25 protein-coding genes are annotated in these 24,251 nt (G+C 31.9%); 17 read left to right on the forward strand and 8 right to left on the reverse strand.

Annotated features, from left to right (window positions below):
• Positions 1-42 precede the first annotated feature (42 nt).
• The 6 genes from D4Z93_RS01775 (at position 43) to rfbD (ending at position 6,996) form a co-directional block, all read left to right on the forward strand.
• Entirely contained in the window at positions 43-1,743 is a 1,701-nt protein-coding gene (locus D4Z93_RS01775) for an asparagine synthetase B family protein (RefSeq protein ID WP_119970047.1), read from the forward strand.
• 12 nt (positions 1,744-1,755) lie between these two features.
• Positions 1,756-3,021 carry an oligosaccharide flippase family protein gene (locus tag D4Z93_RS01780; protein ID WP_119970048.1) on the forward strand — a complete coding sequence of 422 codons (1,266 nt, stop codon included), beginning with the start codon at positions 1,756-1,758 and terminating at the stop codon, positions 3,019-3,021.
• Between the two features lie 126 nt (positions 3,022-3,147).
• Positions 3,148-4,197, forward strand: a complete 1,050-nt coding sequence (gene rfbB, locus D4Z93_RS01785) for a dTDP-glucose 4,6-dehydratase (protein ID WP_119970049.1) — start codon at positions 3,148-3,150, stop codon at positions 4,195-4,197.
• A 100-nt stretch (positions 4,198-4,297) separates the two neighbouring features.
• Positions 4,298-4,861: a dTDP-4-dehydrorhamnose 3,5-epimerase gene (gene rfbC / locus D4Z93_RS01790; protein ID WP_119970050.1), complete on the forward strand. Its 564-nt coding sequence runs from the start codon at positions 4,298-4,300 to the stop codon at positions 4,859-4,861.
• A 127-nt stretch (positions 4,862-4,988) separates the two neighbouring features.
• Positions 4,989-5,849 carry a glucose-1-phosphate thymidylyltransferase RfbA gene (gene rfbA, locus D4Z93_RS01795; protein ID WP_119970051.1) on the forward strand — a complete coding sequence of 287 codons (861 nt, stop codon included), beginning with the start codon at positions 4,989-4,991 and terminating at the stop codon, positions 5,847-5,849.
• 265 nt (positions 5,850-6,114) lie between these two features.
• Complete coding sequence (gene rfbD / locus D4Z93_RS01800) at positions 6,115-6,996, forward strand: dTDP-4-dehydrorhamnose reductase (RefSeq protein ID WP_119970052.1); 882 nt, start codon at positions 6,115-6,117, stop codon at positions 6,994-6,996.
• On the opposite strand, the gene D4Z93_RS01805 is transcribed toward rfbD, so the two are convergent.
• From D4Z93_RS01805 to D4Z93_RS01820, 4 genes are all read right to left on the reverse strand, one after another.
• On the reverse strand, positions 6,983-7,579 hold the full coding sequence (locus tag D4Z93_RS01805; protein ID WP_119970053.1) for a sigma-70 family RNA polymerase sigma factor: 597 nt from the start codon (positions 7,577-7,579) through the stop codon (positions 6,983-6,985). The genes rfbD and D4Z93_RS01805 overlap by 14 nt on opposite strands.
• Before the next feature lie 386 nt (positions 7,580-7,965).
• Complete coding sequence (locus D4Z93_RS01810; protein ID WP_119970054.1) at positions 7,966-8,109, reverse strand: YvrJ family protein; 144 nt, start codon at positions 8,107-8,109, stop codon at positions 7,966-7,968.
• A 12-nt stretch (positions 8,110-8,121) separates the two neighbouring features.
• Positions 8,122-8,340: a DUF2922 domain-containing protein gene (locus D4Z93_RS01815; RefSeq protein WP_119970055.1), complete on the reverse strand. Its 219-nt coding sequence runs from the start codon at positions 8,338-8,340 to the stop codon at positions 8,122-8,124.
• A 50-nt stretch (positions 8,341-8,390) separates the two neighbouring features.
• The gene (locus tag D4Z93_RS01820; RefSeq protein WP_119970056.1) at positions 8,391-8,615 is read right to left on the reverse strand and encodes a DUF1659 domain-containing protein; all 225 of its coding nucleotides are present in this window, start codon (positions 8,613-8,615) and stop codon (positions 8,391-8,393) included.
• A 133-nt stretch (positions 8,616-8,748) separates the two neighbouring features.
• Between D4Z93_RS01820 and D4Z93_RS01825 the strand changes: the two genes are divergently transcribed.
• The 5 genes from D4Z93_RS01825 to D4Z93_RS01845 all read left to right on the forward strand — a co-directional run bounded on the left by D4Z93_RS01825 (position 8,749) and on the right by D4Z93_RS01845 (position 14,579).
• Entirely contained in the window at positions 8,749-10,194 is a 1,446-nt protein-coding gene (locus D4Z93_RS01825; protein WP_119970057.1) for an undecaprenyl-phosphate glucose phosphotransferase, read from the forward strand.
• Positions 10,195-10,286: 92 nt separating this feature from the next.
• Complete coding sequence (locus tag D4Z93_RS01830; protein WP_119970058.1) at positions 10,287-10,895, forward strand: hypothetical protein; 609 nt, start codon at positions 10,287-10,289, stop codon at positions 10,893-10,895.
• 139 nt (positions 10,896-11,034) lie between these two features.
• Positions 11,035-12,108, forward strand: coding sequence for an FAD:protein FMN transferase (locus D4Z93_RS01835; protein ID WP_119970059.1), 1,074 nt, complete (start codon positions 11,035-11,037; stop codon positions 12,106-12,108).
• A 22-nt stretch (positions 12,109-12,130) separates the two neighbouring features.
• A complete protein-coding gene (locus D4Z93_RS01840; RefSeq protein ID WP_119970060.1) occupies positions 12,131-13,246 on the forward strand; it encodes a THUMP domain-containing class I SAM-dependent RNA methyltransferase in 1,116 nt (371 codons plus the stop codon).
• 154 nt (positions 13,247-13,400) lie between these two features.
• Complete coding sequence (locus tag D4Z93_RS01845) at positions 13,401-14,579, forward strand: zinc ribbon domain-containing protein (RefSeq protein WP_119970061.1); 1,179 nt, start codon at positions 13,401-13,403, stop codon at positions 14,577-14,579.
• Between the two features lie 79 nt (positions 14,580-14,658).
• Here D4Z93_RS01845 and sdaAA read toward each other — a convergent pair whose 3' ends face one another.
• From sdaAA to D4Z93_RS01860, 3 genes are read right to left on the reverse strand one after another with little or no spacing between them, the layout of a single operon-like run.
• Positions 14,659-15,531 carry an L-serine ammonia-lyase, iron-sulfur-dependent, subunit alpha gene (gene sdaAA / locus D4Z93_RS01850; RefSeq protein ID WP_119970062.1) on the reverse strand — a complete coding sequence of 291 codons (873 nt, stop codon included), beginning with the start codon at positions 15,529-15,531 and terminating at the stop codon, positions 14,659-14,661.
• A gap of 2 nt (positions 15,532-15,533) precedes the next feature.
• On the reverse strand, positions 15,534-16,217 hold the full coding sequence (sdaAB, locus tag D4Z93_RS01855) for an L-serine ammonia-lyase, iron-sulfur-dependent subunit beta (protein ID WP_119970063.1): 684 nt from the start codon (positions 16,215-16,217) through the stop codon (positions 15,534-15,536).
• A gap of 31 nt (positions 16,218-16,248) precedes the next feature.
• Positions 16,249-17,586, reverse strand: coding sequence for an amino acid permease (locus D4Z93_RS01860; RefSeq protein WP_119970064.1), 1,338 nt, complete (start codon positions 17,584-17,586; stop codon positions 16,249-16,251).
• A 547-nt stretch (positions 17,587-18,133) separates the two neighbouring features.
• On the opposite strand from D4Z93_RS01860, the gene D4Z93_RS01865 reads away from it, so the two are divergent.
• From D4Z93_RS01865 to D4Z93_RS01890, 6 genes are all read left to right on the forward strand, one after another.
• Entirely contained in the window at positions 18,134-18,703 is a 570-nt protein-coding gene (locus D4Z93_RS01865; protein WP_119970065.1) for a hypothetical protein, read from the forward strand.
• A gap of 41 nt (positions 18,704-18,744) precedes the next feature.
• Positions 18,745-19,407 (forward strand): YARHG domain-containing protein, encoded by a 663-nt coding sequence (locus D4Z93_RS01870; protein WP_162920229.1) that lies wholly within the window; start codon positions 18,745-18,747, stop codon positions 19,405-19,407.
• A gap of 285 nt (positions 19,408-19,692) precedes the next feature.
• On the forward strand, positions 19,693-20,664 hold the full coding sequence (locus tag D4Z93_RS01875) for an HlyD family secretion protein (protein WP_119970066.1): 972 nt from the start codon (positions 19,693-19,695) through the stop codon (positions 20,662-20,664).
• Between the two features lie 19 nt (positions 20,665-20,683).
• Complete coding sequence (locus tag D4Z93_RS01880) at positions 20,684-21,337, forward strand: HlyD family secretion protein (RefSeq protein ID WP_119970067.1); 654 nt, start codon at positions 20,684-20,686, stop codon at positions 21,335-21,337.
• Between the two features lie 12 nt (positions 21,338-21,349).
• A complete protein-coding gene (locus D4Z93_RS01885; protein WP_199798401.1) occupies positions 21,350-22,963 on the forward strand; it encodes a DHA2 family efflux MFS transporter permease subunit in 1,614 nt (537 codons plus the stop codon).
• A complete protein-coding gene (locus tag D4Z93_RS01890) occupies positions 22,920-23,420 on the forward strand; it encodes a MarR family winged helix-turn-helix transcriptional regulator (protein WP_341466776.1) in 501 nt (166 codons plus the stop codon). Before D4Z93_RS01885 ends, D4Z93_RS01890 begins: the two co-directional genes overlap by 44 nt.
• A 329-nt stretch (positions 23,421-23,749) precedes the next feature.
• On the opposite strand, the gene D4Z93_RS13415 is transcribed toward D4Z93_RS01890, so the two are convergent.
• Positions 23,750-24,178: a hypothetical protein gene (locus tag D4Z93_RS13415; RefSeq protein WP_243105968.1), complete on the reverse strand. Its 429-nt coding sequence runs from the start codon at positions 24,176-24,178 to the stop codon at positions 23,750-23,752.
• Positions 24,179-24,251 lie beyond the last annotated feature (73 nt).

Raw genomic sequence — 24,251 nt, forward strand, 5'->3', positions numbered from 1 at the left:
GATTTAATATTATTTCAGAAATATATTAAGAGGGGTGAAAGTATGCCTGGTTTTGTGACAATTGTATCAAATAGTATAAATTTTAATAAAATTAATTTGAATTATAGATCACTGAAAGAATTTAAACTAGATGAAATTACTATTAATAAAACATATATAGCTAGATATACTAATAAAAAATTCTTAGATGATAAAATGTTTGAGGAAACTAATGATTTTTTTATAGTCATAGAGGGTGTTATATTTAATAAAAAAGATCTGATGAATTCATTTGCATCTTCATCTTATTTAGATTTGATACATAAGCTTTATGATAATTATGGTGAAACTTTTTTTAAATATTTTAAGGGCGAGTTTAGTGGGATGCTTTATGATAAAATTAATGGGAAATATATAATTTTCACAAATGAAACAGGAAGCAAACCAATTTTCTATTATAATTTTAATAGTACATATATTTTTAGTTCAGAATTGAAAGTGATAACAGATATATTAAAATTTAATAATATAGATTTTAATTTAGATGAAATAGGAGCATATTTTTTGTTAACTTATGGTTATATGCTTGAGGATTATACATTAATACGTCAAGTGAAAAAGTTACAAGCAGGAAATTACATTGTTTTAGATAAAGATAAAATGAAAATTCATTCTTATAATACTATTAAAAATCAGCCGTACAATTCAGAATCTTATGAGAAAACAATAGGAAAACTTGATGAATTATTTAAATATGCAGTAAAAACTCAATATGAAAAGGATGATGAATATCAATATAAACATATATCTTCATTAAGTGGTGGATTGGATTCTAGGATGGAGGTAATGATTGCACATGAGCTTGGATATAGTAACTGCTTAAATTTAACATTTGGTCAAAATGGATGTCTTGATGAGATTGTAGCTAAAGCTATATCTAGTGATATTAATAATGAATTTGTTTTTTATTCCTTAGATAATGGAAATTATTTAATGGATATTGATGAAATGCTTATTTGCAATGATGGTTTAATTTTGTATTCAGGTGCAGCTCATGTATTATCTGCATTAAAAAATATTAATTTTGAGGATTATGGTATATATCATACTGGACAAGTTGGTGATGCTGTTTTAGGATCTTTTATTAATAATGTTAATATTAATAATAAATCAAAAATAGGAGATGGGGCATATTCTTATAGGTTACTAGATAGGATATCTGATGTAGTCTATAATATACAATATAAGTACAATGATGAAGAAATTTTTAAATTTTATAATAGAGCTTTTAATGGTGCTATAAATGGTGATTGGGTGGCAAATCAGTTTACTGAATTTTCATCACCATTTTTGTATAAAGATTTTTTTGATTATGCACTTAAAATACCACGTGAGTATAAATATGAAGAAAGAATTTATATTGATTGGATAAATAAACTACATCCAAATATAGGAAATTATAAATGGGAAAAAATAGGGATAAGGCCAACAAATTCATTAATTAAGGTTAAACTATATAACAAGATTATTAGAAGGATATTTTTCAAAAATAGAATAGAGTCTATGAATCCTTTTGATTATTGGTATAATAACAATCATAATTTAAAAAAATTTTTATATTCCTATATTAATAAGAATATGTACTTATTGGATTCTTATAATCAATTAAAAAAGGATTGTATAAGTTTATGTGATTATGGAACATTTTTTGAGAAAACACAAGTAATGACTTTACTTGGAGCGTTAAGACTCCATTTTAATTAAAAGAGGTTAGTAATGGAAAGAATATTATATCATATAAATAGTATACTTAAAAAAGGATTTTTTAGTATATTTGGCGCAGGTGTAATCAATAAAATAGTTCAATTTGGTATGGTAATTGTTATTGTAAGAATTTTACCAAAAGATATTTATGGAAGTTATGCATATGCTCAAAATATATTGAGCTTATTTATGGTTATACAAGGGTTAGGTGCAGTACCTGCAATATTACAATTTGTATCTGAAAGAGATGATGAAACTGAAAAATTAAGATATTTTAAATATGGTTTATACTTTGGGATATGTGCGAATTTTATTTTATGTTTTATAATTATAATCTTTTCACTTAAATACGAATTTCCTATAAAATATAGTAATTATATACTTTTAAAACTTAGCTTTTTACCACTGCTTTCAATTTTATATGATATTTTTCAAGTATACTTTAGGGCTACATTGAGAAATAATGAATTTTCTTTTATTTCTATAGTAAATACTATATTATGTTTTATTGGAAATGTAGTATTAGGTAGAATGTTAGGATTAACAGGAATTATAATAGGAAATTATATTGCGTATTTCTTATCTATTTTAATAAGTATGTATTTATTGAAAAGTACTTTATGCAAATTTAAAAGTATTAAATTTCTGAGTTTAAGTGAAAAAAAGGTATTTAATACTTATGCCATAATAACCTCATTAACTAATTCTATATCTCAAATTTTATATATAATTGATACATTTCTAGTTGGTATGATTATAAAAAATCAAGAGATAGTAGCATCATATAAAGCGGCAACTCAGGTGCCATTTGCATTAAACTTTATACCATTATCAATAATGATGTTTGTATATCCCTATTTTGCGAAAAATTATTTAAACAGATTATGGATAAGGGAAAAATATAAGATGATACAAATATACTTATCTATTTTAAATGTTATTATAGTGGTCCCAAGTTGTATATTTGCACCATATATAATAAAAATTATATATGGTAATAATTATTCAGATTGTGTATTTATATTTAGAGTATTAATGTTTGGATATTTCATAGCAGGTACATTCAGAATTCCTGGGGGAAATGTATTAGCAAGTATAAGAAACGTCAAAATTAATTTTTATAATTCAATTATATCTGGTATCGTTAACGTATTACTAGATATATATTTAATAAAAAAATATGGTGCAATAGGTGCTGCATATACAACATTAATTGTATTCATAATATCATCTATAATTTCTAATTTATTTATTTACAAGTATTTAAGAGATAAGTAATGAATAATTACAATAAATCAAATTGATATTATCTAAAAAGAAAAATAAACACATTAAAATGTATGTTCTAACACCCACAATAGTAAAAAGTAATATGCAAAATAATTCAATACTGAGGAGAATATTATGGATACTTATTTAGTAACTGGCGGAGCAGGTTTTATAGGCTCTAATTTTATTCATTATATGTTAAAGAAATATGATGATATTAAAGTCATAAACTTAGACAAGCTCACTTATGCAGGTAACCTTGAAAATTTAAAATCATTAAATGAGAATTCAAATTACACCTTCGTTGAGGGTGATATATGTGATTCAAATATTGTGAATGATTTATTTCAAAAATATGATATAGATTTTGTTGTAAACTTTGCAGCTGAATCTCATGTTGACAGAAGTATACTTGAACCTGAAGTGTTTATTAGGACAAATGTCCTTGGTACTGTAATATTATTAAATGCTGCAAAAAGTGCATGGTCTGATGGAAATAACTTTAAGATTGGCAAAAAATATATTCAAATTTCGACTGATGAAGTGTATGGATCACTTGGGAAAACAGGATATTTTAAAGAAAACACACCGCTTTGTCCTCACAGTCCATATTCTTCAAGCAAGGCATCTGCTGATCTTATGGTAAAAGCTTATTATGATACATATAAAATGCCGGTTAATATAACAAGGTGTTCAAATAATTATGGACCATATCAATTTCCAGAGAAACTGATACCGCTTATTATAAACAATTGTTTAAATAAAAGTGAACTTCCCGTTTATGGAGATGGACTTAATATAAGGGATTGGCTTTATGTAGAAGATCACTGCAAGGCAATAGACATGGTTATTAATAAAGGGAAACTCGGACAGGTTTATAATATTGGAGGTCATAATGAGAGGACAAATATACATATTGTAAAAACTATAATATCTTATATACATGATAAAGTGGATTCTTTAGTAACAGAAGATTTAATAAAGTATGTACAGGATAGAAAAGGTCATGACAGGAGATACGGAATAGATCCGTCTAAAATAAAAACAGAACTTGGCTGGTACCCGGAAACTAAATTTGAAGACGGAATAGTAAAAACAATAGAATGGTATCTTCAAAATAATGACTGGATGGAGAGTGTTACATCAGGAAACTATCAGAAATATTATAAAGAGATGTATTCTTAGGTAAAGCATTATAGGGTTTACAAGTCTAAGTTAAACTTGCATACATAAAACCCTATATTGTATTTATAAATAGTTAAAATATTTTTAAGGAAGAGATTGTATGGGAAAATTTAAGATAGTTAATACAAATATAGATGGCTTGGTAATCATTGAAATGGGAGTTTTTGGAGACAACAGGGGTTACTTCATGGAAACATATAATGAAAAGGAATTTAAAGAACTTGGACTTGATATGTCTTTTGTACAGGATAATCAATCTAAATCAAGAAAAGGAGTTCTTAGAGGACTGCATTTTCAAAAAAATCATCCTCAGGGAAAACTTGTAAGAGTGATAAGGGGAGAAGTATTTGATGCTGCGGTCGATTTAAGGGAAAACTCTAAAACCTTTGGAAAATGGTATGGTGTTATATTAAGTGAAGAAAATAAGAAACAATTTTATATACCGGAAGGATTTGCACATGGCTTTTTAACTTTATCAGATGAAGCAGAATTTACATATAAATGCACAGATTTTTATCATCCGGAAGATGAAGGTGGGGTTATGTGGAAGGATACTTCTATAGACATAAAATGGCCTATTAAAGATATTAAAGAATTAATATTATCGGATAAAGATAAAAAATGGCCAGTACTTTCGAAACTTAATTTTGCGTTTAAATTATAATAGGGTTTGTAATTCCAAGCTTAGACTTACTAGAAATTTTTTACGTGACGTATTTTAGAAATTCCGGCTGGAGCATGAGTCAAGCTTTCATTTATAAATCCTATAAATAAAGTTTGGGGGATAAAAGATGAAAGGAATAATACTTGCAGGAGGGTCCGGTACAAGGCTTTATCCAATGACTAAGGCAATTTCAAAACAGATAATTCCAGTGTATGATAAACCCATGATATACTATCCGCTTTCTGTACTCATGCTTGCGGGAATACGTGATATTTTAATTATATCAACTCCAAGGGACATAAAGGCATTTGAAGAACTTTTAGGAGATGGAAATCAGTTTGGACTTAATTTTGAGTATAGAATTCAGGAGAAACCAAATGGACTTGCAGAAGCGTTTATACTTGGAGAAGAATTTATTGGACAAGATAGGGTTGCTTTGGTGCTTGGTGATAATGTATTTTATGGATATGGTTTTACAGAAAGACTTGAAAGGGCAGCAAATAGACCAGATGGGGCTACCATATTTGGGTATCATGTAAGTAATCCAAAAGCTTTTGGTGTGGTTGAATTTGATTGTAATTCAAACGTTATGTCCATAGAAGAAAAACCTGAAAATCCAAAATCCAACTATGCCGTTCCGGGACTTTACTTTTATGACAACGATGTAATTGGCATAGCAAAAAACTTAACACCATCAAAAAGAGGAGAACTTGAGATAACAGATGTAAACTTGGAATATTTAAGAAGAGGAAAACTCAAGGTAGAATTATTCGGAAGGGGAATGGCATGGCTTGATACAGGTACACCACAGGGACTATTAAATGCAGCAAACTTTGTTGAAGCAGTTCAAACAAGACAGGGGCTGTACGTTGCCTGCATAGAAGAAATAGCATACAGAAAAGGATTTATAAATGAAGATAAGCTTATAAAATTGGCAGAACCACTATCGAAAGTTGATTATGGTAAATATCTTTTAAGCCTGATATAGGGTTTATAAATGAAAAGTTAATCCATACCCCGGGAGATGCTGCCAAAATCCGGTATTTTGAAAATCTTAGTAGATTTTATATGTTTGAGCCTGCGAGTTTATAAAATCTACTAAGATTTTTATAAATACGAACTTAGACTTACTAGAAATTTTTTACGTGACGAATTTTGAAAATGTCAAATGGAGTATAACTTAAGTTTTCATTTATAAACCATATAAAAGGTGAATAGTATTGTAAAAATTTATGAATTTGGAGTGAAGCTTAGTGAAACTATTGATTACGGGTGCAAAAGGACAACTTGGAAGACAGATAACTTCAATGATAGAAAATAAAAGATCAAGACTTGGAGATATAGATAAGATTTATTATGATGCAGAGCTTAAAAGTTTAAGCTCAAAGGAACTTGACATAACCAGATTAGAGGATGTATTAGAACTTACACATGATTTTAAACCGGATGCAATCATAAATTGTGCGGCATATACAAATGTTGACAAATGTGAGACAGACATGGATAACGCATTTAAAGTAAATGCACTTGGTGCCAGAAATTTAGCAATAGCGGCGGATAAGATACATTCTAAAATATTACAGGTGTCTACTGACTATGTGTTTGATGGAAATTCAAAATCACCTGTACGAGAATATGAAGTGCCTTCACCCGAAAGCGTATATGGGAAAACAAAACTTTTGGGTGAAGGATATATTAGAAATTTCTGCGGACAGTATTTTATAGTAAGAACGGCATGGCTCTATGGAAGATATGGTAAAAATTTTGTGTATACTATAATGAATGCTGGTAAAGATAAAGGACATCTGAATGTTGTGAATGATCAAATTGGAAATCCTACTAATGCCGAGGATTTAGCATACCACATTCTTAAAATAATACGTACTAATGAATACGGTATTTATCACTGCACCGGGAAAAATGAGTGCAGCTGGTACGACTTTGCATGTAAAATTATAGAATACAGTAGAATAAATTGTAAGGTCTATCCTATGACATCTGACAAACTGGATAGAGCAGCCAAAAGACCGGCTTATTCCTCACTGGATAATATGATGCTGCGTTTAACTGTTGGAGATGAAATGCGTCCATGGGATATGGCATTAAAGGATTTCATAAATACTAATATACTTTAGTCATTATCTTTTTCAATTTTAAAAGACACAATTTCTTCTTTTGTTTAACTGAAGGGTATGTTAAATTATTACATCTGGCATACTCTTTTAAATTTTTTCTGTCAAAATAAAACCATTTAATTAATTTCTTTTCGTCGGGAGAAAGAAATTCTATTGCTTTGCTTAAAGCAGCAGCCTCTTCTTTAGATATGAATTCGTTTTCTATATTTTGTGAAGAAGATATGCAGTCAATAAGTGCCGTATCTTCGCAGACATTGATATACAGGCTTGTCTCAAATTTTTCTTTATTGTTTTTCAGTGTGCAGTTTCGAAGATTGTATTTTAAAGAATTTAATATGCACCTGCAGGCATAACTGCTAAAGTTTGTCGTAGAAGATTTTTTTAAATCGTATTTTCTTACGGCATTTATAAGAGATAAATTGCAAATTTGAATTAAATCATTTAAATCATAACCGTTTATATAAAAAGAAACGGCCGTCTTGTGGATAAAACCCTTATACATGTCTAAAATTGCTGTCATAGCTTCCTTGTTGCCATTTTGAGCCTCAAATAATGAGGCTTTTAATATCTTTTTATTATTCATAGAAAATCATCTCCTATCTTAAATTGTAATATATCGACATAGATATATTAACATGGATTGGGTAAAAAATACAACAATTAAAGGAAAAAATTCAAAAAAAGATAATATTGTTATAAAAAGTAGCATAAATTTAAAATAATATCAAATATTTTGAAAAATAACTTGCAACTTGTTAACAAAACAGAATAATATGTAAAATATATACTTGGATATAGGCGAATTTATTATAGAGTTTACAAAATCTAAGCTTAACTTATGCATAGGTCGAGATTTCTAAAATTAAGGCACATTAAAAATTAAAAAATTTTGTAGAAATTTTTTACGTGACGTATTTTGGAAATCCCGGCCGGGGCATAAGTTAAGCTTTCATCCATAAACTCTATATGTTATTTTTTACTTATGACATTGGAAAGATTATTTATACTGTTTGTCAGAATTTCGAGCTTGCCCTCAAATCTTACAAGAAGATAGATGGACACCGCTATTGGAAAACCAACATTACCTATTATACTAACCAGATCATTCCCCATAAAATTCTCTCCTTACTTTATATCAAGTTGAGTTGTTGTTCTGTCAATTATAGAAGCGGAATCAACTGCCTGTATATCACCATTCTTAGTCGAAAAAATGTTCTTTGCAACAATTATATCCATAGTAGATTTAACCTCAGCCTGGCTTACATCGTCCTTAACATTACCAACACTTATAGAAGACTTTTTCCCTTCAGTAGTTAAAAAACTCATACTTAATGTTTTACTCATAAAAACATACCTCCAATAATTTAAATTTTTATTTATAAACCCAATAAGACTTATGCGTTGATGAGTACACTTTCCTGTTCTACAAGAAGTTCATTTAAAGTCACTCCAAGAAGTATCTCAAACTGTTTTGCCACATCGTACATGTCTTGATCTGCTGCATTTGGCTTTATGTTTGCGAAGCTTTGCCTTTTAATTATGTCCTTTCCATTTTTGTTCACACCTGCCTTGTATTTTAAAACAAGTGTGTTTTGAAGTTTAGTTGAATTTGCTGCCATATTTAACATCCCCTTTCACTTAATATATAGGCTGTAATTTTAAAAAGGTATATAATTTAATGGTAATTTAGAATAAAAATTGTTATAATTGTTATATTAAGTGCGTTTATTTAAGTGCTTTGGGGGAATTTGAATGATAAGAGAAAATCAGAAATATATCAATAAACTTTTAGTAGTATTAGATGCTGTGACTTTGCTTTTGTCTGTCAGAATTGCCTGGTATATAAGATTTAATACTGGTTTGCTGATGAGATATAAAGGTGAGTATCCGCTGGAAAGATATTTTGTACCTCTAGCACTTATGGTTCCTGTGTATATAGTTTTGTACTATCTTTTTAAACTTTATTCTGCATATAGACACAGATCTATTTTTGAAGAGACATTTAACCTTTTAAAAGCAAATATAGTAGGTGTACTTATATTTACTATGATACTTTATATATTTAAGTATGTGGATTATTCGAGATATATGATTGCAGTTTTTTTCATTGTAAATATTGTAATGACCTCTTTTGAAAGATGTATTATAAGATATGTATTAAGGTGTATTAGAAAAAAAGGTTATAATTTAAAACATATATTGTTTGTTGGATTGAACTATGACACAGTTGATTTTATAAATAAAATTAAATCAAATAGACACTGGGGTTATAGTATACTTGGAATATTGAGTGACTATTATGATGAAGATAAGGCAGATAGTAATAGTTACATGGCATTTGAAGAAGCTGCTGCGTGTTTAGACGGAGGCAGTATATTTGGAAAGATAAATGAGCTTGACAGGTATCTTTCATCCTATGACGTGGATGAAGTATTTATAACACTGCCTTTTAAGGAGTATAACAAGCTTAATTCAATAATAGAGGTATGTGAAAAAAATGGTGTAAAGGCACAGATAATACCGGAGTTTTCTAAGTTTCTGTCTTCCAAGCCTTATATAGAAAACATAGACGGAACTGCAGTTATAAGTATGAGATATATACCACTTGACAATATATTGAATAAAACATTAAAAAGGATATTTGATATAGTTCTTTCTGTATTTTTTATACTCTTGACCCTGCCAATAACTATTCTTACGTGTATAATAATAAAATTGACATCACAGGGGCCTGTGATATTTAAACAGGAAAGGGTAGGACTTAACAAAAAGTCATTTACAATGTATAAATTCAGGTCCATGAAAATCCAAAATAAAGAAGAAGAGAAATCTGAGTGGACAACTAAGGATGATTCACGTAAGACAAAATTTGGAGCATTTATAAGAAAGACAAGTATAGACGAGCTTCCGCAGTTTTTTAATGTCTTAAAAGGTGATATGAGCCTTGTTGGTCCAAGACCTGAAAGGCCATATTTTGTAGGAAAATTCAAAGAAGAAATTCCTAAATATATGGTAAAACATCAGGTTCGCCCGGGAATAACGGGATGGGCGCAGGTAAATGGCTGGAGAGGTGATACATCAATCGAAAAGAGAATAGAATGTGATATATTTTATATAGAAAACTGGAATTTTTGGTTTGATGTTAAGATAATGTTTTTAACTGTGTTTAAAGGGTTTGCAAACAAAAATGCATATTAAAATACTTTTATGCATAAATTGGTTTTAAGTGGGAAATAATATTTTCTGACAGAGGAATAATATTTCCTAAATTTTAAGAGTGAGGAATAATAATGAGTAAATCTAATGGAAAAAAAGGATTATTAGTATTTATAGGTATTTTGATTATTGCAGTAGTTGTATTTATAGGTATGCTTTTTTCAGGAGCTTCGTATACTGCGAGTAAAGTTGGTTTATCTTCGGGAGTTATAGATAAACTTCAAACTGCCATACTTCAGACGGGTACTGTTGATTTAAATAGTGATGAATTGAACCAAATAATAAATATGAATTTTGAGGCTAAAAAGTATTCTTCATTGACGGTTAAAGGTATAAAATCTGAGATAGAGGGAAGCAATGTAAATTTTAATATACCTGTAAACTACAAGGGCATTAATTTACTTGTACGGGTTAAGGGAAATTTGACTTATGACTCGGGAATAAACTACAAGGTTTTAAAAGTGTATGCCGGGAAAATACCTGTATCTAAAAAATTGTTATTAGAAAAAATAGATAATAAACTTGGAAGTAAAGCTGCTGTAAAAGATGATACTATACACATAAATAGCGTCAGTATACCTGTAACAATAAAGTCGATAGATGTTAGAGATTCAAAAATCACAGTAAGTGTTGAAAAATTGACAGATCAAATTAAGAATAAACTGCAGTCTATGGAAAGGTAGCTCTACTAAATTTAATATTAAAACAAAAAGCTGTCAGTAGTGAAAATACTGATAGCTTTACTTGTATTTGGGATGATATAATAAAATAGGTGTTTTTATTTGCAAATTAAAACCGTACGGATTGGAGTGAATTAGCATAATGAAAAGGATTATATGCATTTTTGTATGCGCCCTGCTTATTGTTCCTCTTGGGGGATGTTCTGCGTCAAGTATATTTGGCAGTAAAAACAAAATGTATAAAGAAGATTTTATGACAATGGATACTTCTATGGAACTATCCGCTTCAGGAAAAAATGCTGAGAAAGCAGTTGAAGAGAGTAAAAAGAGATTATTTAAGCTCAATGATATGGCAAGTACCACTATAAAGACAAGTGATATAAGTAAAATCAATGATGCCGCAGGGAAAGAATATGTCAAAGTTCATCCTGAGGTAATTAAAATGATTTTAGCATCTAAAAAATATTCTGAAATAACAAGCGGAGAATATGATATAACTGTTGGACCTATAGTAAACCTCTGGGGGATAGGTACCGATGATCAGAAAATACCAGGCGACAGTGAAATTAAAGCCAGGCTTCCTTTGATTGATTATAAGAAGATTAGTGTGAATGAAAAAGAAAGCAGTGTAATGCTTAAAGATCCTGATATGGCTATAGACCTTGGTGGTGTTGCAAAGGGTTTTGCGGGAGATGAAGTGCTCAAGATATATAAAAAGTATGGGATAAAAAATGGACTCATAAATTTAGGATCCAGCTCCATATATGCAGTTGGTAAAAATGAGGATAATGGAGACTGGACGGTTGGTGTAAAGCATCCAAGGAGTGAAGCAAGTCAAAACTTCCTCGGAATATTAAGTGTATCGGATAAGGGAATTTCTACATCCGGTGATTACGAGAGATTTTTTATAAAGAATGGAAAGAGATATTTTCACATAATGAATCCCAAAACGGGATATCCTGTGGATAATGGAATAATGAGTGTTACAGTAGTAGTTGACGGCAGTGTAAAGGATGCTAATATGCTTGCGGATATACTATCCCTTGTGGTGTTTGAACTGGGAGCTGAGAGGGGAATAAAATTGATAAACAGTATGTCTAATGTTTCCTGCGAAGTCACCATGACAAATTATAATGTTTACACATCTAAAGGATTTAAAAATATAATGTCGGATTTAAACAAAGATTTTAAATATAAGAATTTGCCTAGTAAATAGGCTGTTTGCTATAGGAGGAAAAATGGAATATACATTAATTGCAACATCGACTTTTGGACTTGAAGGAGTCGTAGCTAAGGAACTTAAAGACCTCGGATATGAAGACTTGAAGGTTGAAAATGGAAAGGTCACTTTCGCAGGTGACGAAATGGATATAGTTACATGTAATTTATGGCTCAGGACGGCAGACAGAGTCCTTATAAGTATGGCAGAATTTAAAGCTGAAAGCTTTGAAGAACTTTTTCAGGGAACCTTAAAGGTTAACTGGGGAAATCTTATGCCTGAGGATGCTTTTATGCATGTTACTGGAAAGTCAGTTAAATCACAGCTGCACAGTGTCCCTGACTGCCAGTCTATAGTAAAAAAAGCTGTAGTTGAGGCTATGAAAAGAGAGTATCCATCAGGTGTATTTGATGAAACAGGAGCCGAGTATAAGATAGAAGTTGGGATACTAAAGGACATAGTAACACTTACAGTTGATACCTCAGGTGCGGGGCTGCATAAGAGGGGATACAGGGAAAACGCAGGAGGAGCACCTATCAAGGAAACTTTAGCGGCAGCTATGGTTCTTCTTAGCAAATGGGATTTGTCACATGTACTTGCCGATCCTATGTGTGGTTCTGGTACCATTTTAATAGAGGCGGCAATGATAGCTAAAAATATAGCCCCGGGATTAAATAGAAGCTTTGCTGCCGAAAATTGGGATATAATTGATAAGAATCTGTGGAATGATTTAAGAAAGCATGCGAGAAATTCTGTAAATGATAGTGAGGTTAAGATACTTGGATCTGATATAGACGGAAGGGTTATAAGAACTGCCAGAGAAAATGCTGAAAAGGCAGGGGTAAGTAAATACATAGCTTTTCAGAAGCTTCCCGTTCAGGAATTTAGTTCAAGTAAGAAAAATGGATTTATAATAACTAATCCTCCATACGGGGAAAGACTTGGAGAAATTGATGAGGTAGAAAAGTTATACGAGGATATGGGAAAGGTATTTTTTAATCTTGAGAAGTGGTCATATTTTATAATAACAGCACATGAGGGTTTTGAAAGACACTTTGGAAGAAAATCTGACAAAAATAGAAAACTCTATAATGGAAGACTGAAGTGCTACTATTATCAATATTTTGGTAAATAACTATTGAATCATTATAGGGTTTATAGATTAACTTTAAAATTACAAACCCTATATAAAGTTGAAATATTTTTATTGAATATAGTGTTAGAAAGAAATAGAATAGGTACTAGAAGGATAGAGTAAAGTGATAGAATAATAGGAAGGGGGTTTAGCAGTGAAATTTAATTTGAGGAAAAAAGATTATTATATATGTCCGTATTGTTTCTCTAAGCATAAATTGAATGAAGTTAATTTTATATGCAGTAATGATCCTGATGTATGCCTAAATGCCAGAAACTTAAAACCAATTGTTCCCAGGAGTGCAGAAGATAAAAATGAGATGCCGGAGTCTATTTTCTGTAATGAGTGTGGTCAAAAAACCAATATAAAAATATGTCCAACCTGCAGCACCGAACTTCCATACTCAATAGGGGAGTACGATAATTTGATTTTTACTGTAATTGGAACAAAGGGAGCTGGAAAGAGTCACTATATTGCTGTTTTAATAGATAAGATAATGAATGAGATTGCATCTGCTTTTGACTATAGTTTCTCGGCAGTTGACGATGCAACGATGAAAAGGTATAGGAATGATTTCTATAATCCGGTATTTAGGAGAAATGAAATAATAGGTGTAACACATTCCGCAAAGACGGATTTTTCTGTGAAACAGCCTTTGATATATAACTTGACGTTCAGGGAAAGTGGATTTTTTGGAATGCTCTTAAAGAGCAGGATGATAAGTAATACTGTTACAATTACTTTTTTTGATACCTCAGGTGAAGACCTTGATTCAGAGGATATGATGAAGAACGTGAATAAATATATATACAATTCATCGGGTCTAATATTTTTGATTGATCCACTTCAACTTGAAAGTGTAAGGCAAAGACTGCCAGAAAATATTAAACTCCCAGAACAGAATACTGAAATAGAGGATCTTTTATCGAGGACTGCAAATCTAATAAGAAAAGAAAACGGAATAAAGGTGGATAAGCCAATAGATATTCCTGTAGCTGTAGTTTTTTCGAAGATGGATGCCCTTGAATCACTTATAGATTCTTCAAGCTGTATAAATTATCCGAGCAGTCATGCACGTAACGGGTATTTTGATTTGTCAGATTTTGAAGATGTAAATGATACGATAGAATCGCTTATTAGAAGTTTTGGAGAAGAAAACTTTGTAAATCAGCTTAGTTCAAATTTCAAGGAATATGCTTATTTTGGAATGACAGCGCTTGGATGCAGCCCTGAAGAAGGGAAAATTACAAAATTAAAACCCCATAGAGTTGAAGATCCATTTCTCTGGCTTTTATATAAGTATAAATTTATAAAAGGAGAAAAGAAAAAATAATGTATGGAGTTTGAAGTTTTAAGCTTAACTTATGCTCCGGCCGGAGCATAAATCAAGCTTTTAACTATAAACCTTATATTTATTTTCCAAAAACTTGTTTCTTTAATTTGAGACCTGTTTTTGTTATTGCGAGTCCTCCGAGAGCTGTTTCTCTCAATTCGCAAGGAAGTTGTTTTCCAACTCTGTACATTGCATCTACTGTATCATCAAATGGTATTTTACCTACAATGCCTGACATTGCCATGTCTGCAGTAGTGAGTGCACTTACTGCACCGGATGAATTTCTCTTGGCACAAGGTATTTCTACCAGTCCTGCTATAGGGTCACATACGAGACCTAATATATTTTTTATAACTATAGCAGCGGCGTTTAGTGCCTGAGTTGGTGTTCCGCCCATCATTTCTACAACAGCTGCAGATGCCATTGCTGCTGCAGAACCACATTCTGCCTGACATCCTCCCTCAGCACCTGCCATAGTTGCATTCTTTGCTATTATTACTCCGACACCTGATGCTGTGAACAATGCTTTAACCATATCGTCTTCTGACTTATTTAATTTTTCTCCTGCACTTATTATTGCAGCAGGAAGTATTCCACAAGAACCTGCAGTAGGTGATGCAACTATCTTTCCCATTGCAGCGTTTACTTCAGCACATGAAAGAGCTCTTGCCATTACTTTTACCATAAATTTGCCAGTAAGAGTATCTTTTGTTTCAGCATACTCGTTTATCTTATAGGCATCTCCGCCTATTAAACCGCTGACTGATTTAACCTTATGAGTCAAACCATATTCTGCAGAATCCTGCATTACTTTTAAATTGCCTCTCATTTTTTCAAAAACTTTTTCTTTAGGAAGATTGCTCGATTTTGCTTCTTCATTTAATGTATATTCCCATATGCTTAAATTTTGTTCTTCACATACTTTTAACAGTTCATCTCCATGGTTTACCATGATTATTCCTCCTCACTTACAGGATTTATAGCTATTACCTTGTGTATATTGTGTACTTTTCGTATTTCTTCTATGACTTCATTACCTATTTTGTCATCAACTTCAAATACCATAGCTGCTGCTGCGCCTTTTACATTCTTCCTGTATACTCTCATGAATGCTATATTTATGTTGTATTTGTACAATATATCAGATACTTTAGCTACCATGCCAGGTACATCAATGTGATTAATTAGTATAGTTGGATACGTACCGGAGAATTCAACTTTATCACCATCAACTTCTGTAATGAGTATGTTTCCTCCTCCTATAGAACATCCCATGACCTCAACTTCAGTGTCATCCTGTTTTGTTATAATAAATTTTACTGTATTAGGATGCATGTCCCCTAGGTTAGTTTCAATGAATTTATATTCAAGACCCTTTTTCTTTGCAATGTCCATAGAATGTTTTAAATTTTCATCCCACGGATTCATTCCAAGTATACCTGCTACAAGTGCTTTATCTGTACCGTGACCTTTATAAGTCTGAGCAAATGAACCATGAAGTAAAAATTCTACTTTTTTAATGCTCCCGCCTGCTATGGTTCTGGCAACCTTTCCTAGTCGTGCTGCACCGGCAGTGTGAGAACTTGAAGGGCCTATCATTATTGGACCTAAAATATCGAACGCACTATATTCTCTCATTTTATTAGTACTATCTTCCTTTCATCAGAAATTATTTTTCATCATCGTTAACTTTTACAAATTTACTTTTTCGTGATAGATATACAGGTAAACCTATTAAGGTTACGATTAAGCCTATTCCTGCATTCATAGGTTGAGTAAATAATGTATTTAGTACTATATATAAACCTCCAAGTATTGCTATTATAGGTACTATTGGATAAAGAGGTACTCTATATGGCCTGTAAAGATCCGGCTGTTTCTTTCTTAATACAAATACTGCAAAGAAAGTCATAGTATAGAAAATCCATATTACAAATATTAATAAGTCTGTAAGCTGGTCGAATTTTCCAGAGAATATAAATAATATTGATATTACTAGTAGTAATATTCCACTGTTGACTGGCACTTGTGATTTTGGACTTAATTTTGCAAGCCATTTACTGAATGGCAGTTTATTTTCTACAGCCATTGCATATGGTATTCTCATACCTGTAAGTGTGTATCCATTTATTGTTCCAAAAACTGATATGAGTATGCCTATAGTTACTATCTGTCCGCCAAGTCTTCCAAATATTATATTGGCTACTGCTGCAGCTGGTGTTTTTGTTGCTGCAAGAGCACTTGCTGGTAATACGAATAAGTAAGCTACATTAATTAATAGATAAACAGCCATTACTAGTGATAAACCACCGACAATTGCTTTTGGTAAGTCTTTACCTGGATTTTTCATTTCTCCAGCTATAGCACCTACGTTTATCCATCCATCATAAGCAAACATTGTTGCTACGAGGGCAGAGCCTAAGCTTGTACCAATTGGGTGACTTGCTACTGATATCGGGAAAAGTCTTGCAGTTCCACCATTTCCAGTTGCTAGACCTACTATTATTATTAAGAATAGAGGTATAAGCTTACATATTGTTGAAACCGTTTGTATAGCTGCACCAGTTTTTGCTCCCAGGGAATTCATTAAGAATAAAAATACGGCAACTAAGATTCCTATTATTACTATCCATGAATCAGACAATCCAAGTAATGAAGCTGCCTGAGTTCCAAATATTATTGCGAGTGCGGCAACATTAGCCGGGAAGTATATTAAAGTTTGAGCCCATCCAAGAAGATAAGACCACATATCTCCATAAGCTTCCTCGAGATAGGCAAGCATACCGCCTGTTTTTGGAATTGCGGCAGATACTTCAGCTGCTGTAAGTCCTCCTGCGATAGTTACAATTCCTCCAAGGATCCAAGCTATAAGACCAAGACCTGGAGCTCCTGATGCTGTAAATACGGCTGTAGGTTTGAAAAATACGCCTGCACCAATAACTGTACCTATAACGGTAGCTAAAGCAGCGAGTAAACCTATTTCTTTTTTTAGTCCATTTTTACCCATTTTTTTTAGATCTCCTTTCAATATTATATATGATTGCTTGACAATATTCACTCGCAAGGATTTTTTTGCGAGAGAAATTAGAAGTTATATTTTTAACTTCAAGAGACATGCATGAAGTTTTTATAATGTGTAATGTCATAAATATGCAATGCCATAATGAAGTTTTAAGCATATTTGATTTATAACTAAATTAACGAAATATGTAAAAAATAGTTATTATTTCATACATTTATACGTATACAGAAAACATATACAAATAAGTGTTTTTATCATTAAAACAAATTGACATATTAATCACAACTTCATAATAACATATGATAGGATTTTGTACAATAAATTTTATAAAATAAGAGGCACATATATTAATGTTTTAAAATTATTGAGATATAAGTTGCAATTTTGTTCCTTTTTGTAGTAAATTGTAGGAAAACTTATTTAAGCATTTTAGTAGTTATATTTACAAAATTTTAATGTGAACAGATAAAACTATAGTATATACTATTACTAGAAAGATATACACAGAGAAAAATAAGAGGTGGCATTTGCCGTGAAAAATAGAATTCGTATAATAATTGTTGTTGTTTTTTCATTTTTATTTCAGTTAGTTTCTGCTTCAATATCAAAAATATATGCTGCATCATATCCAAACGCCGACGTTGTTAATGATGGTTTTTCAAATAATGCATTAAACTTTAAGAATCCTATTGCAATTGGGATAGTTGGTATTTTGGTATTACTTTTCATTGGGGCTGTTGTATTTAAAAAACTTAAGAGAAAATATATACACGGTTTTGGAAGGATTGAACTCAATATAATGGATGAAGATACAAGTGAAGTTCTTAAAGCTCAGTTTAGAAATTTGAATAATTACAGTGGAAGTTTTACACTTTTTGAGGTTTTAGAATTTAAGGAGGAATACGAGGAAGCGAAAAATCTGAAGTTTGTATTTAGAAATGATGATGGAATAGAAGTTGTGAATAAATCGGAATGTATTGTTGAGAGGTCAGGAAGAAGATTGGACTCTGGTTACAGGGTAGTTCTTTATGATAAGAATAGAATTACAGTTTTATTGAATAAAATACCTAAGAGTATAATAGTTGAATTTCATACAAAATAGATTTATATATGAAGGATTATTTTATATTAGAGGTGATATTTGTGATAAGATGCACAAAATGCGGTACTGAATTGAATGATACTGATAAATTTTGCGTTTATTGCGGTGCAAAACAAGAACATATTAATTATTATAATAAGACAAATGATCAAGATGATAACAGTGATAATGAGGATACCTATAAATTTAATGATTACGATGAAGATGATTATGAAAATGAGGATGATGAAAAGGTTGGATCTTCAGTAGGAAAATTTAAAATAATAGCTATTGTATGTGCAACTATATGTGTATTTGTTCTTTCTTTTAAAATTACTTCTTCATTTTTAAAGAGCAGCCCGGGCAGCAGTACATCAAAGGTTGAATCAAGTAAAAATATTAGCAAAAGTGATTCAGATAGTGGTGATTATATACTTCCATTCAGCAGTAAAAGAGAAGTTAAAGTCAGTGATTTAAAAGGACTCACTAAAAAACAGCTTCTGCTTGCAAGTAATGAGATATTTGCCAGACACGGATATAAATTCTCTAAAGATCCATACAAAAGTTATTTCGAAAGTAAGTCGTGGTATAAGGTTAATTCTAATTATACAAATGATGCAGAAGAACTTTCACCGCTTGAAAGGCATAATGTAAAGACAATACTTAAAGCAGCCGGAAAACATGTGGCATCAAGTTATGATGATGACTATTATAAAAATTCATAAAAAAGAAGTGATAACAGCAGATTGTTATCACTTTTGGCTTTTTTATGAATAACTTTACACTACAATTAATTGAAGTTTCTGTATTTATAAAGAATGATAATTTTTGTACTGAAAATAATTATAGCACGCATAGATAACGTTTTCAATAGTATACAGAATTTTCTAAGAATTTTATATATTTTGATCCGGAAATATATTATTGAAAGTGTATAAAAATTAGTATATAATGGTATAGTTAATAAACGAACAATACGTATAGAAATAATTTTAGCAAGGGGGATTAAAATGAAAAAAACTGCTTCATTGTGTTTAATTGCAGCAATGCTTCTAACTGGATGCAGCTTTGGAAGCTCAAATCAAAATGCAAATTCAACAGCAAATGTTCAAAAAAGTACAAGTAATAAATTTATAATGGGAGGTAAGATAGCGTCAAATGAACAGGCAGATATAATGTCAAAGATTTCAGCCAAAGTTACTGATATATCTGTTGATGTTGGATCAAGCGTTAAGGAAGGTGATGTTGTAATAAAATTAGATACTAAGGATTTGCAGGCACAGGTAGATCAGGCACAGGCGGCTGTAAATACTGCAAAGGCAAGTCTTGTAAATGCTCAGAATACTACACGCCCCGAGCAGATAGAGGAAGCCGAGGCTTCATTAGAAAGTGCCGGGCAAACTTATGATACAGCTAAGAAAAATTATGATCGTATAAAGGCATTAGTTGATTCAGGAGCTGAAACACAAGCTCAGCTTGATACAGCAAATCAACAGCTTGCAGTTGCAAATGGTCAATATAAAAATGCACAGGCAGCTCTTGAAATGTTAAAAAACGGTCCTACAAAGTCAAGTATAGATGTATTTAGTGCACAGGTAGATCAGGCAAATGCTGCGCTTAAAACAGCTCAAGTGGCTTTAAGCAATGCGACAATAACTTCACCTATTTCTGGTTCTGTAAGTGCTAAAAATATAAATGTCGGTGAAATGGCAACTGCTGGTGCAAAGCTTATTTCTATAGTAAATTCAGGGAACTTATATGTTGATTCATATGCACCGGTTGATATTGCAAACAAGCTTTCTGTTGGACAAGGTGTTATTATAAAAGTTTCGGAACGTGATGGAAAAGAATATAAAGGTAAGGTATCAGTTATAAATTCAAAATTGGACACGCAAAGTACTGATGTTTTGGTAAAGGTAACTATTACAGATAAAGATCCTAAATTAGAGCCCGGTATGTTTGCTGAAATCGGATTAGAGTAGTTTGGAGGGTGAAACTATTATGAAGGATAAACGAAAGATTTTAATTATTAGTATACTTGCAGTTATTGTAATTGCACTTAGTAGTATTGGTATTTATTATTGGTATCAAAATACATATTATATTTCAACAGACGACGCAAGGGTTAGTGCTGACCTTGTAAGCGTAATTCCCCAAATTCAGGGAAAGCTTTTAGAACAGGATGCAGAGGAAGGTGACACAGTTTCAAAAGATGAAATACTAGCGCGTCAGGAGATGAGTGGACTTCCAGATACGAGTGTTGATAAATCACTTATAAGATCGCCAATAGATGGCATAATAGTAAAAAAACAAGGAACTGTAGGTGAAATGTGGGGTCCGAGTCAGACTATGTTTATACTTATAGATCCTGATAAAATGTATATAAGTGCTAATATAGAGGAAACTAAACTTGGCAAAATAAGAGTTGGACAGAAAGTTAATGTAACTATAGATGAGTATTCATCAAAGAAGTTTACAGGTAAGGTAAAGTCCGTTGGAGAGGCTGCGAATTCTGCACTTTCCATGCTGCCTGCGTCAACCAGTGGAACGTTCACAAAGGTAGTGCAGAGAATACCTATCAAGATTTCGCTCGATAAATTCAATAACAAAATACTTCCAGGAACTAATGCTGATATTAAGATTCACGTCAAGTAATGGGGTGATCTAATGGGAGAAAACAATAATAAATCACTGGAAAAAGATAATGGCAGTTTAGCGTTAAGCTGGCTTGCACTTATAGTAGTTGTAATCGGTACATTTATGTCAGCACTTGATAGTAGTATAGTAAACATTGCTGTGCCAAAGATGATGGCTGTTTTTGGAATGTCAATGAATAGTGCAAAGTGGATATTAACCGGATATACACTTGCACTTGGAGCAATTATACCTCTGACCGGGTATCTTCAGGAGGTGTTTGGTTCAAAGAGAGTGTACATGTTTGCACTCAGCGTATTTACCATGGGATCTATGCTCTGTGGATTTGCATGGAGCAGTACAACTATAATATTATTTCGTGTAATACAGGCAATTGGCGGTGGTATGATAATGCCGGTTGGTATGTCAATGATATATGAGATATTTCCAAGGGAAAAAATAGGTCTTGCACTTGGAATCTGGGGTATATCATCCATGGCAGCTCCTGCTATAGGACCTACTCTTGGTGGTTATATAATACAGAATATGGATTGGAGACTTATATTTAACTTAAATGTCCCTATAGGTGTAATTGGAGTAACATTAGCTGGTATTTTACTTAAGAGTTCTGAGATAAAACTATCCAAATCGTTTGATGTTATAGGATTTTTGTCGTCAACGGTTGGATTTGTAAGTTTGCTTTACGTACTTGGAGAGTCATCATCAATTGATTGGAATAATGTAAAATACCCGATACTTATTGTACTTGGAGTTTTAAGTCTTGTGTTGTTTGTTGTAAATGAACTTACACATCCTGATCCGCTTTTGGACTTAAGTATATTTAAGCTTTTTAATTTTACTGCAAGTCAGATAATAGGATGTATACTGACATTAGCACTTATGGGTGGAATGTATGTAATGCCTCTGTTTTTGGAAAATATAAGAGGATATACTGCAATGCAGACCGGAATGATAATGTTTCCCGCCGCGGTTGTAGTTGGACTTTTGATGCCTATAAGCGGAGCTTTGTTTGATAAGGTTGGTGTAAAGCCAGTTGCTGTACCCGGACTTATAATACTTGGAGTAGCTTCTTTTATGCTCGGGTCGGCATTAAATATGAATTCAAGTAAATCGTATATAATACTTATATTATGTGTCAGGTCTGTTGGAATGGGAATTGCGATGATGCCTATAAATACTATTGGTATGAATGCTGTACCTAATGAACTTGTTGGAAATGCATCAGCTCTTGCAAGTACAATAAAACAGGTGTCTGGTTCGGTGAGTGTAACTATAATGTCGACAATAATGGATTCTAGAACCAATTATAATTATTTAAAACTTTCAGAGCAGATAACCTCTTTTAATAAATCTGCCATGGATACCATAAATTCTTTTTCTTATGCCTTTATGCATGCGGGTCAGCCACAGGGAACTGCACATGCAACGGCAATATCATATATAGCTCAACTTATACAAGGGCAGGCTACTCTGGATGCTATGGCGTATGCCGTTATAGTTACTTCTTCTGCTGTAATTCTTGCACTTGTGTTAACATTTATAATAAGAGAAGAGAAAAAATCAAAGAAACCGAGCAAGGAGGGTGCTTTTAAAGAAAATGAAAAAAGGGGAACAGTTACAGAATAATGAATTAACGGCACAACAGGCGGACAGAATAATTAAGGCATTTAAAAGTATTGGTACAACTTTTAGAGATAAGTTCAGTAAAAGTGCAAAGATGTATGGTTTTACAGCTCCTCAAATTTTAGTTATATTTCATCTTTATAAAATGCCGGAAATAACTTTAAATAAATTAAGTCAGCATGTAATGCTTACTAAGAGTACTGTGTCCGGCATAATAAATCGTCTTGTAAATCAAGGGGTTGTTGTAAGGGAAGTACCTAAAAATAATAGAAGAATTGTAAAGTTGTCTCTATCTGATGAATTTAAAAAGAAAAATAACGTTATAAAGATGAAGAAAGATTTTGTTACTAATATTATATCTGATGCGTTAAAGAATGTTGAACCGGAAGAACTGGCGGAAATAGTATACGCACTTGAGAAACTAAATTCATTGATGCAGAGTAATGACAGCGACGAATAAATATATTCTATAGGCTTTTACTAAAAATTGGTTTATTCGCAGGGATACGTTACTAAACTTCAGTATTATAGGGTTTGTAAATGAAAGCTTGACTTATGCACAGGCCGGGATTTCCAAAATACGTCGCGTAAAAAATTTCCAGTAAGTCTAAGCTTGCATTCATAAAAATCTTAGTGGATTATATAAACTCGCTTTGCTCAAACATATATAATCCATTAAGATTTTTAAGAACGCTTCGCGAGTATTACTACAAAATTTTTTAATGTGCCTTAATTTCAGAAATCCCGGCCTGCGCATAAGTTAAGCTTTCATACATTAACCACAGAGATTTAGCACCTATTATCTTCTATAGTAAATCTTTCATCTTTTACTCTAACTACAGCATTCATTCCTATAGAGAGTACCTCTTTTATCCATGTAGACTTACAATACAAAGCATCAGCTGCAATGATATCTGCAAAGTGATGATATTTTTTATATAGCTTTTTAATTAAACGTTTGCCAGCAGTAATTTTTCCTTCATCTTTACCTGAACTATCTTTTTTGGGTTCAAGCATTTCCTGATCTAAAACAATATGTGGATCACAATCAACCATTGCACAAACTACTGATCTGTGAAAATAATGCGTTATATCATTTTTAAATTTATTCTTTTCGATCCAATGTTCTAATCTATTGAAATTTCTTATTTGAAGCATGAATACAAATAATACTGCGAAAACTATTGTTGAAACTTTTGCTGGAGATTTTATTAGCATCCCCCGGGGTATGGATTAACTTTTCATTTACAAACCCCATAATATAGGGCTTTAAATTTGATGGATAATTTGG

Source organism: Clostridium fermenticellae (assembly GCF_003600355.1).
GTDB lineage: Bacteria > Bacillota > Clostridia > Clostridiales > Clostridiaceae > Clostridium_AV > Clostridium_AV fermenticellae.